The 13,850-nt window shown below is 30.6% G+C and carries 12 protein-coding genes; 5 read left to right on the forward strand and 7 right to left on the reverse strand.

The annotated features are described in order from the left end of the window. The first annotated feature begins 214 nt into the window (after window positions 1-214). Window positions 215-553 (forward strand): hypothetical protein, encoded by a 339-nt coding sequence (locus tag B5464_RS08570; RefSeq protein WP_079738030.1) that lies wholly within the window; start codon window positions 215-217, stop codon window positions 551-553. Window positions 554-741: 188 nt separating this feature from the next. Then, window positions 742-1,953, forward strand: coding sequence for a GTPase HflX (hflX, locus tag B5464_RS08575; protein ID WP_079738031.1), 1,212 nt, complete (start codon window positions 742-744; stop codon window positions 1,951-1,953). A 58-nt stretch (window positions 1,954-2,011) separates the two neighbouring features. Here the strand turns inward: hflX and B5464_RS08580 are convergent, their stop codons facing one another. From B5464_RS08580 to B5464_RS08605, 6 genes are all read right to left on the reverse strand, one after another. Further along, window positions 2,012-3,130: a CNNM domain-containing protein gene (locus B5464_RS08580; RefSeq protein ID WP_079738032.1), complete on the reverse strand. Its 1,119-nt coding sequence runs from the start codon at window positions 3,128-3,130 to the stop codon at window positions 2,012-2,014. An 89-nt stretch (window positions 3,131-3,219) separates the two neighbouring features. Beyond that, window positions 3,220-4,137, reverse strand: coding sequence for a DUF3078 domain-containing protein (locus tag B5464_RS08585; protein WP_077810976.1), 918 nt, complete (start codon window positions 4,135-4,137; stop codon window positions 3,220-3,222). A gap of 63 nt (window positions 4,138-4,200) precedes the next feature. Continuing rightward, on the reverse strand, window positions 4,201-5,076 hold the full coding sequence (locus B5464_RS08590) for a DUF3078 domain-containing protein (RefSeq protein WP_079738033.1): 876 nt from the start codon (window positions 5,074-5,076) through the stop codon (window positions 4,201-4,203). Window positions 5,077-5,124: 48 nt separating this feature from the next. Further along, entirely contained in the window at window positions 5,125-5,634 is a 510-nt protein-coding gene (locus B5464_RS08595) for a DUF2480 family protein (RefSeq protein WP_079738034.1), read from the reverse strand. 101 nt (window positions 5,635-5,735) lie between these two features. Next, window positions 5,736-6,056: a DUF59 domain-containing protein gene (locus B5464_RS08600; protein WP_077810979.1), complete on the reverse strand. Its 321-nt coding sequence runs from the start codon at window positions 6,054-6,056 to the stop codon at window positions 5,736-5,738. An 11-nt stretch (window positions 6,057-6,067) separates the two neighbouring features. Beyond that, window positions 6,068-6,493, reverse strand: a complete 426-nt coding sequence (locus B5464_RS08605) for a SufE family protein (RefSeq protein ID WP_079738035.1) — start codon at window positions 6,491-6,493, stop codon at window positions 6,068-6,070. A gap of 73 nt (window positions 6,494-6,566) precedes the next feature. Here B5464_RS08605 and B5464_RS08610 point away from each other — a divergent pair, with 73 nt between their 5' ends. The 3 genes from B5464_RS08610 (at window position 6,567) to B5464_RS08620 (ending at window position 13,064) form a co-directional block, all read left to right on the forward strand. Continuing rightward, entirely contained in the window at window positions 6,567-7,493 is a 927-nt protein-coding gene (locus B5464_RS08610; RefSeq protein WP_079738036.1) for a PfkB family carbohydrate kinase, read from the forward strand. A gap of 84 nt (window positions 7,494-7,577) precedes the next feature. After that, window positions 7,578-9,476 carry an amidophosphoribosyltransferase gene (locus B5464_RS08615; RefSeq protein ID WP_079738037.1) on the forward strand — a complete coding sequence of 633 codons (1,899 nt, stop codon included), beginning with the start codon at window positions 7,578-7,580 and terminating at the stop codon, window positions 9,474-9,476. Window positions 9,477-9,602: 126 nt separating this feature from the next. Next, the gene (locus B5464_RS08620) at window positions 9,603-13,064 is read left to right on the forward strand and encodes a T9SS type A sorting domain-containing protein (RefSeq protein ID WP_079738038.1); all 3,462 of its coding nucleotides are present in this window, start codon (window positions 9,603-9,605) and stop codon (window positions 13,062-13,064) included. A 70-nt stretch (window positions 13,065-13,134) separates the two neighbouring features. On the opposite strand, the gene B5464_RS08625 is transcribed toward B5464_RS08620, so the two are convergent. Then, window positions 13,135-13,743 carry a superoxide dismutase gene (locus tag B5464_RS08625; protein WP_079738039.1) on the reverse strand — a complete coding sequence of 203 codons (609 nt, stop codon included), beginning with the start codon at window positions 13,741-13,743 and terminating at the stop codon, window positions 13,135-13,137. Window positions 13,744-13,850: the final 107 nt, after the last annotated feature.

Raw genomic sequence — 13,850 nt, forward strand, 5'->3', positions numbered from 1 at the left:
ACTGTGGTTTTTAGTGATAACTTACTTTAAATTTTATTTTTTTTAATAAAATATAAGCAATATTTCTTAAGTGTTAAAACCGGTGTAATTAACTGATTTCTAACTTAAAAAAGTTGTTTTTATAACATTTTATTTTGATTTTTTTCGAACTCTTAAACTAATTTTACAGTGCAAGTTAGCAACACAAAAAAAAAGAATTTTTAAAAAATTAATCATGAAAAAATTAGCAATTGTATTTTTAGTAGCATTATTGACAAGTGTATCTACGTTTTCTAACAACAATGACGACGTGAAAGAAATCGATTTAAAATTAAGAAAAAAAATTATCGAATTATTAGGAAACTATAAAGGAAATCTAGACTCAAACATAAAAACTACTGTAGACTTTATTATAAACAAAAAAGGAGAGATAATTGTTGTATCTGTAGATTCTAAAAAACCGAATGTAACTTCTTTCATAAAAAAAAGATTAAACTACCAAATAGCATCTATAGAAAAATTAGAAATTTTAAAAACATATAGAGTGCCTGTAAAATTTTTAAAACAAAACTAAATTAACAAAAATTAAAGGGTTTCTTAATGTAAAGAATACATAGTTCTTTTATTATTAAGCTACTTTTGTTGCGCAGAAAACGTTGTAAACTTTCTGTTTTGAATTTGAATTAGTAATATAAAACCTTAGCTTTTGCTAAGGTTTTTTTTTGGCCTAAAAGACAAGAATTGTTTGTATTTTTGCATTCTATGATAGACGCAAAAGAAGCAATTTCAGAAAAAGCAGTTTTAATTGGTGTAATTACACAGCAACAAAACGAAACACAATCTGATGAATATTTAGATGAATTAGAGTTTTTAACACAAACTGCCGGCGGTGTTGTTGTTAAACGCTTTGTGCAAAAAATGGAAAGACCAAATCCGAAAACTTTTTTAGGAGCTGGTAAGCTAGAAGATGTTAAAGATTTTATACATGCCAATGCAATTGGTACAGCTATTTTTGATGATGAGTTATCGCCTGCACAGTTAAGAAATATCGAAAAAATTCTTGATTGTAAAATTTTAGATAGAACCAATTTAATATTAGATATTTTTGCGCAAAGAGCACAAACTAGTTCTGCAAAAACACAAGTAGAACTTGCCCAAAGCGAATATTTGTTACCTCGTTTAACAAGACTTTGGACACACCTTGATAAACAAAAAGGTGGTATTGGAATGCGTGGACCTGGTGAAACAGAAATTGAAACAGATAGACGTATAATTCGTGATAAAATATCCGTATTAAAAAAACGTCTAAAAACAATAGACAAGCAAATGGCGATTCAAAGAAAGAATCGTGGTAAGATGGTAAGAGTTGCTTTAGTTGGTTACACCAATGTTGGTAAATCTACACTTATGAACGTGATTAGTAAAAGTGATGTTTTTGCAGAAAATAAATTATTTGCAACTTTAGATACAACGGTTCGTAAAGTAGTTATAAAAAACATTCCTTTTTTAATGACAGATACTGTTGGGTTTATTAGAAAATTGCCAACACAATTGGTAGAATCTTTTAAATCTACTTTAGATGAGGTTAGAGAAGCAGACTTGTTATTGCATGTTGTAGATATTTCGCATCCTAATTTTGAAGATCATATTGCATCTGTTAATACAATATTAGATGATATTAAATGTGCAGATAAACCTACCTTAATGGTGTTTAATAAGATTGATGCTTACGAGCATGAAACAATTGATGCAGATGATTTAGAAACAGAAAAAGGGAAAGAGCATTATACTTTACAAGACTGGAAAAAAACTTGGATGAACGATAAAGAAGTAGAATCAATATTTATTTCTGCGCTAAATAAAGAAAATTTAGATGATTTTAAAGACAAAACGTACGAAGAAGTAAAGAAAATACATGTTCAGCGTTTTCCTTATAACGACTTTTTATATTACGAATATAAAGAGGAAGAATAAAAAAAATCCTACTGCGAAGTATTGCAGTAGGATTTTTTTTATGCTTTCATTTTAAAGATTATTCTTTTGAATCATCTTCTTTTATAATGCCCATTCTTTTTGCTCTGTTTTCCCAAGATTTTCTTGCTAAAGCTTGTAAATCTGCAACAGAATCACTTTCATCCATAATTTCTAAACCAAGTAAAGTTTCTATTACATCTTCTTGAGAAACAAGACCGCTTACAGAACCATATTCATCTACTACAAGTGCAATGTGTTCTTTCTCTTTGATTAGTTTGTCAAACAAATCTGGTATAGATAATTCTCTTTCTGTAACAACAATATCTCTTTTAATAGTAGCTAAAGTTTCTTCACCTTTACCATTAATAATTGCTTCCAATAAATTATCTTTTAAAAAGTAACCTGTTATTGCATCTGGGTTTTCAGAAAAAACAGGAATTCTAGAGAATCTTAATTTTTTATGATCGTTATAAAAAGAGCTTATTGTTTGAGTTTCATCTGCGGTTTCTATTACAGATCTTGGTGTCATTACATCATTTACTTTAATTTCTTTAAAACCAAGTAAGTTTCTAATAACTTTACTTTCATTTTTCTGAAAAACACCTTCTTTTTCTGCCATGTCTGCCATTACTAAAAAGCTTTCTCTGCTTAAAATGCTTCCATGACCTTTGCCACCAATTAACTTTGTTGTTAATTGTAAAATCCATAATATTCCTGTCCATTTCAACGGGAAAATCATTATGTTTAAAGCTTTAGCTGTAAAATTAGCAAGTTGTTTCCAGTAAGTAGCTCCAATGGTTTTAGGTATAATTTCTGATGCGACTAGAATTAAAATTGTCATTATAGTAGAAACTAAACCAACCATTACATCTTCTGTAATTTTAATGCCAAATACTGTTTTTACATCTGTACCATACATTTCTGCGTAAGCAACTTTTGCTTGCACACCTACTAAAATTGCACCAACCGTATGTGCAATGGTGTTAATAGTTAAAATAGCAATTAAAGGCTTATCAACATCTTTTTTAAAAGTTTCTAATTGCGTAGCATATTGTTCACCTTCACTTTTTTTAAGATTGATAAAAGTTGGCGTAATACTTAACAATACAGCTTCTAAAATAGAGCATAAAAAAGAAAAGAAAATAGAAATTGTTGCAAAAATTATTAATAAAGTCATGTATTATTTATTTGAGATGCTAATTTACATAAAATAAAAAAACCTCAAGAATTTCTTCTTGAGGTTTCTTTTAAAATATTGTTTTCTATTTAGAAAGCATAGCTCATACCAACTAAATAATAAGATTGTAATTTGTTGTCTACAGTAGAAAAAGTTTCTGCAGGATTGTCTATTAATGCATTGTTTAATGCTTCTTGTTTGTTTTTACGTAAACCTAATTCTAAACCAACTCCAATTCCTTTCCAAACAGTGTAACCAAAAGAGTTTGTCCATGTCCAGTTAGATAAGTCTGAAGTTTTATAGCTTTGAAAAACAGATAAATTAGATTTTACACTTAATTTACCATATTTTTTAGAATAATCTGCAACAATTTTAGCACCTAAAGAAGATTCGAAAACTGTTTCACCACTACTAAATACAAAGTTGTAGTTTCCTGGGTGCATAACAACTACTAAGTTGCTTGTTGGCGTCCAAGTAAGACCAGCACCAAAATCTAAATAACCAGGATCGTTAAAATTATCTATAATTGTAGTTCTGTATTCTGCAAGTGCAGATAAAGCCCATTTTTTATTTAACCTTTTACCGTATAAAGAAGAGATTGTAAATACATCTGTAGCAGTATCAAAACCTTCGTCTCCGGCAACACCTTTTTCATCTAACTTAACCCAACCTAAGTTAATTGCAGCGGAGTTTCTCCAGAAAAAGTCTTCTTCAATTAAATTAGCAAAACCATTTACAGTTACACCAATATTACCTGCAGATGCAGTAGGAGCTGTTCTAGCGTACCAGTTGTTAAAACCAGATAAACTTGCACCTATAGTACCAAAAGCACCTTTTCTCCAACCAGGTAAAGCATCAATTTTTGCTTGTATCGCATTAACTTCTCCTTGTAATTTAGCAATTTGAGCTTTTTTAGGAGCTTGTTCCTTCTTTAATTCTTCTGCTGTTTGTGCGCTTGCAGAAAAGCTAATAAATACCAATAAAATTAAGATTGATAATTTTTTCATGTTGACTATTTTTAAATTTAAGCGTGCAAAAGTACACTTTTATTCTTTTAGACAAGAAAAATATTAATAAGTCACTTTTTCGTGAAAGCTATAATTCATGCCTAAACCAAAAAGCTGTCTAAATTGAATTTTACTTGATGAGTTATCATCAATAATTGTATGAAAAGTCATGTGCATTTTAATATGTTTATTTACAGTAAAACGCAAATTTGTTTGATAATCTAAATCGACATTACCAACATTTGCAAGATAATCTGTATACATTGTTAAGATGTTTTCCATTTCAATATTTTTCATCAAGGCAAATTTATAGTAACCAGAAAGGTTAAAACCTAGTCCAAAAGCAAGAGTTTTACCTTCGTCTACACCAAATTTACCAGAATCTTTTGTGAAAAACTCGTTTACAAATGTATATCTGGCTGTAGCTGGTGCAATGTTTAAATTTAAGTCATCAGATTTTTTCCATAACATTCCTGGTCCAAAAGTTAAATAAGCAGGAGATAAAAACTCTGATACTAGTAGTTTAGGCTCTTTTGAATAATCGAACCCTTTGGTATATTGTGTTTTAAAATTGGCAATAAAAGAAAGAAACCAATAAGTTGTTGTTTTTATACCTAATAAAGAATTTAGTTCAAATCGATCGTTTGTTTTTCTGTAGCCTTTTTCGCTGATATGACTTAAACCATAACCAGATAATAATCGAGTATCCCAGTTTACATTATTTTTCTTATAATTAAAATCGTAATTTATATTGATGTTTCCTGCAACTGTGTTTTGGCCACCAGAAGCCCAATTAGAAAAAGAAGATTGATTAAAAACAAAGGCAAGTCTACCGTTTACTTTCCATTTTGGCTTAGGTAAAGTGTCTAGTTTCTTCTTTTGAGAATAAGAATTACTTGCTATAAAAATAAATAAAAGAAGGGTTGCTAGTCTTCTCATTTTAAGTGTTTTTAATGTTAATTTCTTTTGATTTATAAATGTGTAAATTTATTTCTTCGATTTATATAAAGGTACTGTAGAACAAGCTTCGCCAAACATAATAGATTTGGCAATAGGTTGTAGTTTTGCAATTAAAAAAGCAAATGCAGAATCTGGTATTGGTTTTTCTGCACAACCTTTAATTATTACAGGGCAATCTGCATAATCTCTAAGATCGACAAAATTTAAAAGTTCTTGGTATAAAACAGTTTCTAATAATTCTAAATTACCAATAACAACTTTGTTGGCATATGGTGTTGCTTCTGCAGCAATTAGCATAAAAGCCCAAGAAGGTATAATTGCATCTACAGAGCAATTAACAGCTACAAAACAGTTTTTGTATTGAGACCAATCATGATTTTTTACTGCATTTCTAAAATCTTTTTCTTTTAAAATTATTTCTTCAAATAGCCAATCTTTAATATCAAATGAGACTCTTTTTCCTTCAGGATAAATCTCTTCTAGGTCAAAGGTTTTTAACTTGCTATTTGCTACTCTATTTATAATTTCTTCTGCCATTTATATTTTTACTTTATTGTTTAAAATAAATAAAAACTTAAGTTTTATTAACAGAAAAAGCAATTATTAATAATTGCTTTTTCTGTTAAATTTATATGTAATTAAAGCATTCCTAACTCTAGTTTTGCTTCTTCGCTCATCATTTCTTGTGTCCAAGTTGGGTCGAATGTAATTTCTACTTCGCAGTTATTTAATTCTTTTAAAGACTTAACTTTATCTTCAATTTCTACAGGTAAACTCTCTGCAACTGGGCAGTTCGGAGATGTTAGTGTCATTAAAATTTTTGCATTATTTTCATCAGAAACAAAAACATCATAAATTAAACCAAGCTCATAAATGTCTACAGGTATTTCTGGATCGTAAATTGTTTTTAAAACACCTACAATTTTATCTCCAATTTCTTCTAATTCTTTATCTGTCATTATATAATTTCTTAATTCTGTAATTTAGTTTGTTGCGCAATTGCGTACAATTTTATTTGTTTAACCATAGATACCAAACCGTTTGCTCGCGTAGGACTTAAATGTTCTTTTAAACCTATTTGATCTATAAAAGTGGTTTCTGCAGTTAAAATATCTGCCGGTTTTTGTTCCGAGAATACCCTCAATAATAATGCCACAATTCCTTTAGTTAAAATAGCATCACTATCTGCAGTAAACTTAATTTTATCTGCATCTAATTCAGAATATAACCAAACTTTAGATTGGCATCCTTTAATTAAATTTTCGTCTAATTTATGTGTATCTTCAATCATAGGCAAAGATTTACCAAGCTCTATTATGTATTCGTAACGATCCATCCAATCATCAAACATAGAAAACTCATCAATAATTTCTTCTTGTATTTCTTTGATAGTCATTTTTAAAACTTATTTTTGCGCTTTCAAAAAGCGTTTTATTGTAAAAAGCAAAATTACGCATAAATTATAAGAAATGAGTAAATTATTAGCAGTTGGTACAGTAGCTTTTGATGCTATCGAGACACCTTTTGGTAAAACAGATAAGATTTTAGGAGGCTCTGGAACTTTTGTAGGTTTAGCAGCATCTCAATTTGGAGTAGAAACAGGTGTTGTATCTGTTGTTGGTGGAGATTTCCCTGATTCTTATTTAGAAATGATGAATTCTAAAGGAATTAATACAGATGGTATTGAAGTAGATAAAGAAGGTAAAACTTTTTTCTGGAGCGGTAAATATCACAACGATATGAATTCTAGAGATACTTTAGTAACAGAATTAAATGTATTAGAAACGTTTACACCAGTTGTACCAGATTCTTTTAAAGATGCAGGTATTGTAATGTTGGGTAATTTACACCCGTTAACGCAAGCTTCTGTTTTAGATCAAATGACAGAAAAACCAAAACTAATAGTTTTAGATACTATGAATTTTTGGATGGATATTGCTTTAGATGATTTACATACTGTTTTAAAAAGAGTAGATGTAATTACAATTAATGATGAAGAAGCTCGCCAATTATCTGGTGAATATTCTTTAGTAAATGCTGCTAAGAAAATCCACGAAATGGGACCTAAATATGTAGTAATTAAAAAAGGAGAACACGGAGCTTTATTATTTAATGAAGGAAAAATGTTTTTTGCACCTGCATTACCATTAGCAGAAGTTTTTGATCCTACTGGTGCCGGAGATACATTTGCAGGAGGTTTCTGCGGATATCTAGCAAAAACAGAAGATATATCTTTCGAAAACATGAAGAACGCGATAATTTACGGTTCTAACTTAGCTTCTTTCTGTGTAGAGAAATTTGGTACAGAGCGCATGCAAGAGCTAACAACAGATGAAGTTAAAACGCGCTTACAAGCTTTTAAAGACTTAACACAATTTGATATAAAATTATCTTAATGTAAATCCGCGGTTTAAACTGCGGATTTTTTTTTGATATAATTGCAACAATAACAACACAATACAACTAAAAATATTATAAAAATGAGTGATGCTATTAAACATGAATGTGGAATTGCACTTGTTAGATTAAAAAAACCATTACAGTTTTACAAAGATAAATACGGTACTGCTTTTTACGGAATTAATAAAATGTATTTATTAATGGAAAAGCAGCATAATCGTGGTCAAGATGGTGCAGGTTTTGCAAGTGTAAAATTTAATGTAGAACCTGGTACTAGATATATTAGCAGAGTTCGTTCTAACAAATCGCAACCAATACAAGATGTTTTTGGGCAAATTAACGATCGCTTAAATGGTGTTTTAGAACAAAACCCAGATAAGAAAGATGATGTAGCATGGCAAGAAGAAAACATGCCTTACATAGGTAACTTATTTTTAGGTCATGTTCGTTATGGTACTTTTGGTAAAAACAGTATCGAAAGTGTGCATCCGTTTTTACGTCAAAGTAATTGGAAACATCAAAACTTAATTGTTGCAGGTAACTTTAACATGACTAATTCTAAACATTTATTAGAAGAGTTAATAGAGTTGGGGCAACATCCAAAAGAATTTACAGATACAGTAACCGTTATGGAGAAAATTGGTCATTTCTTAGAAGATGAAGTGGCTAAATTATATCAGAAAGCAAAAAAGAAAGGTTTTAATAAAAAGAATGCTTCGCCTTATATCGAAGAAAATTTAAGCATAAAAAAAGTTTTAAAAAGGTCTTCTAAAAACTGGGATGGTGGTTATGCAATGGCAGGATTAGTTGGCCACGGAGATGCTTTTGTTTTAAGAGATCCAAACGGAATAAGACCTACATATTTCTTCGAAGATGAAGAGATTGTAGTTGTAGCATCAGAAAGACCCGTAATTCAGACAGTATTTAATATCGAAATTGATAAAGTACAAGAATTAGAAAGAGGGCATGCTTTAATTATTAAGAAAAATGGTAAAACAGCTATTAAACAAGTTTTAGAACCAAGAGAAAACAAAGCTTGTTCTTTCGAGCGTATTTATTTTTCTAGAGGAAGTGATGCATCAATCTATGAAGAAAGAAAAAACCTAGGTAAATTAGTATTTCCTAAAATATTAAAATCGATAGATAGCGATATTTCTAACACTGTTTTTTCTTACATACCAAATACTGCAGAAACTTCTTTCTATGGAATGACGGAAGCTGCAGAAGATTTACTTAATCAGCAAAAAACAGAAAAAATCTTAGCAGGTGGTACTAAGTTATCTGCTCAAAAAGTAACAGAGATTTTATCTGAAAGAGCTCGTTTTGAAAAAATAGCTATTAAAGATGCAAAGTTAAGAACATTTATTGCTGATGATAGTTCTAGAGATGACCTTGTAGAACATGTTTATGATATTACTTATGGTGTTGTAAAACCTACAGACAATCTTGTAATTATAGATGATAGTATTGTAAGAGGAACAACTTTAAAGAAAAGTATTATTAAAATATTAGATAGACTTAGCCCTAAGAAGATAGTGGTTGTTTCATCTGCGCCTCAAATACGCTACCCAGATTGTTATGGTATAGATATGGCCAGAATTGATGCTTTTATTGCGTTTAAAGCTGCGATAGAATTATTAAAAGATACAAATCAAGAAGATATTATAAGCGAAGTTTATAAAAAATCTAAAGAGCAACAATCTAAGGCAGATGAAGAAATTGTAAATTATGTAAAAGAAATTTACGCACCATTTACAACAGAAGAAATATCAGCAAAAATTGCCCAAATGCTAAAAACAAAAGATGTTAAGGCAGATGTAGAGGTAATTTATCAAACTGTAGAGAACTTGCATAAGGCTTGCCCTAATAACTTAGGAGATTGGTATTTTACCGGAGATTATCCTACACCTGGTGGTCATAGAGTTGTAAATGAAGCTTTTATTAATTACTATGAAGGAAACGATAAAAGAGCTTATTAATTGTAAAATCAAAATAAAATCCTTATTTTAGTAAGATAAACATTATCAATATCAAAATTGATGTAAGAAAAATTCCCCCAAGAATTACCTTATGTAATGTGTTAACAAGTTTAAAAAATTTTAAAGATGTTAAAACAAGCAAAAAGAATAATTTTTATTTTTTATCTTTTTTATGGTGCTATTTTAAGTGCTCAAACTTCAACTGCAACGTACAGTTCAGGAGATATTCCGACAGGTTTTGAGGATTCTAGTCAATGTGCTCCGTTGTCAGAGTTGCAAGTTATTGTACCGCCAGGATCTATTGTTACGAGTGTAGATGTTGTTTATCAAATGACGGCACGTGTTCAAGGTTGGATGTCAGACCAAAGATCTAGATTAATTTATGTTGAAGGTGCTGTAAGCGAGAACAATTATACTGCAGGTATTGGAGATAGCCCAGGAACATTATCTTACGCTCGATCTGGTTTAACAATAGCAAATGGCGTAAGTGTTACAGGGGTTTTGACTTTTCAAATGGATGTTTTAAGAGTAATTTGGGAAGGTACAGTAACTGGCTGTAGTGTTAATGAAAATAAGGTTGATAATAATAGTTGGACAATTACTGTTAATTATACAGCACCACCTCCTGTAGCAGAAGGATATTTAGGTCCCGGCGGTGTAGGTAGTATTGATGGTACTTCTAGTCTTGTGCTATGGACAAACCCAGATGATATTTCTGAAAATGACAATGCTCCTTTTGCTTCTTGGTCAGATTTATCGGGTTATAATTCAACTTTAACTCAAGAAGATGTTACTTTTCAGCCTATAATTAAGAAAAATATTGTTAACGGCTATGATGCAGTTAGGTTCGAAGAATCTAATAGGCGTTTGAGAAAAACTAACTTCACAAACTTTCCAACAACAGCAATTTCTGGCTTCTATGTAAATAAAACTGAAAATGCAAATGAAGGAGGTGACGGAGTGTTATCTTATGCGTCATCATCTGCTCTTAATAACGATTTTCTATTATTTAATAGCAATAATTTGTCTATGTATGTTACTAATCAGGCAAGGGGTTCTGGCTTAAATGTAAGCACTGCAAACTGGAATGTTGTTGGTTATAGATGGCAAACTTCTGGAACGGCAAATACATCTCTTAACGGAACTGATAGAAATATTAATTTTCCTAGTGGTAGAATTATAACTTCTGGCGGTTCTTTAGCTTTGGCTGGTGAACAAGATAGTGAAGATGATGGAGCAGGAGGAAATGATGGTGATTATGTAGCTTCACAAGCGCATCAAGGAGATTTTGCAGAGGTAATTATGTATAATAAATATATTAATGAAGCAGAAAGAATTATTGTAAGTAATTATTTGTCGGCAAAATATAATATTACCTTAAATTCAAATAATTTTTACGATGAAGATGATTCATCTGCTGGTAATTTTGATCATGATGTTGCGGGTATTGGTCAAGCAACAGATGGTTCTAATCATGTAGATTCTCAAGGAACAGGAATTGTTAGGATTTATAACCCAAGTAGTCTTGCAAATGATGAGTTTTTATTTTGGGGTAGAGATAATAAAGAGGATATCGTTTTTGAAACAAATGAAGATAATTATCAACAAAGAACTTCTACTAAATGGCGAATTAGTAAAAGAAATGATGTTGGTGACGTTAGTTTTATATTAGATTTATCATCCGTAGATATTTCTAGTAAAGAAGATTGTGCTATACTTAAATTAGTTATAGATAATGACAGTGATTTATTATCACCAACATCTACTTATGATTTAGCAGACATTGGTGGTGGTTTATATCAAGCTAACAACGTGGTTTTTTCTAATAATGATTATTTTGCTGTAGAATACCAAGATTTAATAGTTGTTGATGATACGCAATACTATAATGGTTCTGCCACTACAAATGTGCCAGATTTAACAGATGGCTGTTTTAAATTGTTGGTAAAAAGCACTTCTAATGGTTCGCTAACTTTAACCGAGGATGCTGTTGTTAGAGAGATTGAGATTGAAAACGGAGGAATTTTATCTGTTAATTCTGGCGTGTTACTAAAAGTTAAAAATGGTATTTTAAATAACGGTGAACTAAGATTAGTTGGTAGTTCTCAATTAGTACAAACTCATACAACTGGTAATAATTTAAACTCAGGGTCAGGTAAACTTTTCGTAGATCAAACTGCAACAAGCTCATCTGTATATCAATCTGGTTATTGGTCATCTCCAGTAAGAAACTCTGGTACAACACCAGGCACTCCTTTTTCAATAAACGATGTTTTAAAAGATGGAACAAATGTAGCTACATCTGCAACTCCAACTGTTGGTGAAGCTGCTGACATTAATTTTACTCCTAATTTTGATGGAGATTCGTCATCAGAGCCTATAAGTATTAGTTCTAGGTGGTTGGCTAAGTTTGTAAATGCTAGTGATTGGACAAGATTTGTAGATCCAACAGATCCTATTTTTCTTCCAGGAGAAGGGTGGAATATGAAAAGTGTTGGTGCTACATTTACTTTTTCTGGTACACCAAACGATGGAGATTATTCTTTTACATTAGATCAAAATAAATTTAATTTAATAGGTAACCCGTATCCTTCTGCACTAGATGCAGAAGCATTTATAAGTGATAATTCATCAGAATTTAATGGTGTAATTTATATTTATAACGGTTCTTCTGATAATACTCATGTTAGAGGAGATTATTCTGGAACTTATAATACTATTGTTAGCGGGGTAACAGTCGGTGGAGGAAGATATTTACCGATTGGGCAGGCATTTTTTGTGACAAAAGAAACACCAGGTTCTGGTACTTTAGTTTTTAAAAATTCACAAAGAACCTTAAATGATTTATCTGATACTGGTGTAATAGTTGCTAAAACATCATCAAAACAAAAAAGCACTAGAGATTTTTCAACCATAAAGATTGATTTTAAATTTAATTTATCTGAAAGTGAAGTTAGAACCCGAACAGTAGCAACAGTGTTTAGAGGTTTAACAGATGAGTATGATATTGGTTTCGATGCAGTTATGTGGGGCTTGCAACCAACAGATTTGTATTTAAAAGTTAAGGGTTCTACTAGTCCTTATATTATTACTGGTACGTTTAATTTTGACGAATCTTTAGAAATACCGATGGTAGTTCAGTTAGATCAAGATCGAGAAGTTACTTTTTCTATAAGTGAAAAGATAAAAATTAACACACCTGTGTATTTAAATGATAGAGTTTTAAATAAATTCTATAATTTAGATGAAGCTCCAAAATCTCTAAATTTAGCATCGGGTACTTATGATGATAGGTTTTTTATCACTTTTACAGATAAAACATTAACTAATGAAGATTTTAAAGAGGATGAATTTTTATTAAGTATTCAAGGAGGTGATAATGGCGAGTTTTTAATTAAAAATACATCTAATTATCAGATAGAAACTGTAAAGTTGTTTAATATTTTGGGAGCTGAAGTTTTTAATCAGGATATAAATAGTAATGAAAGTGAGTTAAACTTTAAATTAAACAAACTGTCTAAAGCGGTATATATTTTAGTTATTAAGACAGAAAAGGGATTGTTCAATAAAAAGATTATTATTGATTAAATCCTTATTATATAAACTAAAAAAGCATCCTTAAAAAGGATGCTTTTTTTATCTTAAGTAAGATTTCTATTTATTTTGCTGCAGCATATCTACGCTCAACTTCGTTCCAGTTAATTACATTAAAAAATGCATTAATATAATCTGGTCTTCTGTTTTGGTAGTTTAAGTAATATGCATGTTCCCAAACATCCAATCCTAAAATAGGAGTTCCTTCGCAGTTTACACCTGGCATTAATGGGTTGTCTTGGTTAGGTGTAGAACAAACTTCTACTTTACCACCAGGTAAAACACATAACCATGCCCAACCAGAACCAAACTGAGTAGCTGCTGCTTTAGAAAAAGCGTCGATAAATGCTTCTTTAGATCCGAAAGCGCTTTCAATAGCGTCTTTTAAATCTCCAGATAAATAACCTCTATCGTTTGGGTTCATTACTGTCCAAAATAAAGAGTGATTGTAAAATCCACCACCGTTATTTCTTACAGCGCCATTACTCATATCTAAATTAGCAAGAATATCTTCGATAGATTTTCCTTCTAAATCAGTTCCTTCTATTGCTCCGTTTAATTTTGTTGTATATCCGTTGTGATGTTTTGTATGGTGAATTTCCATAGTTCTAGCATCTATATTAGGTTCTAAAGCATCGTATGCATATCCTAATTCTGGTAATTGAAAAGCCATTTTTTTAAGTTTTAAAGTTCGTATTATTTTAATACTGTAAATTTACTCAATATGATGCAGTTGAACAAAATATTAGCCTTTTGTTAACTTATAATAGTATAAATAAG

Source organism: Polaribacter sp. KT 15, from assembly GCF_900143115.1.
Taxonomy (GTDB): Bacteria; Bacteroidota; Bacteroidia; order Flavobacteriales; family Flavobacteriaceae; genus Polaribacter; species Polaribacter marinaquae.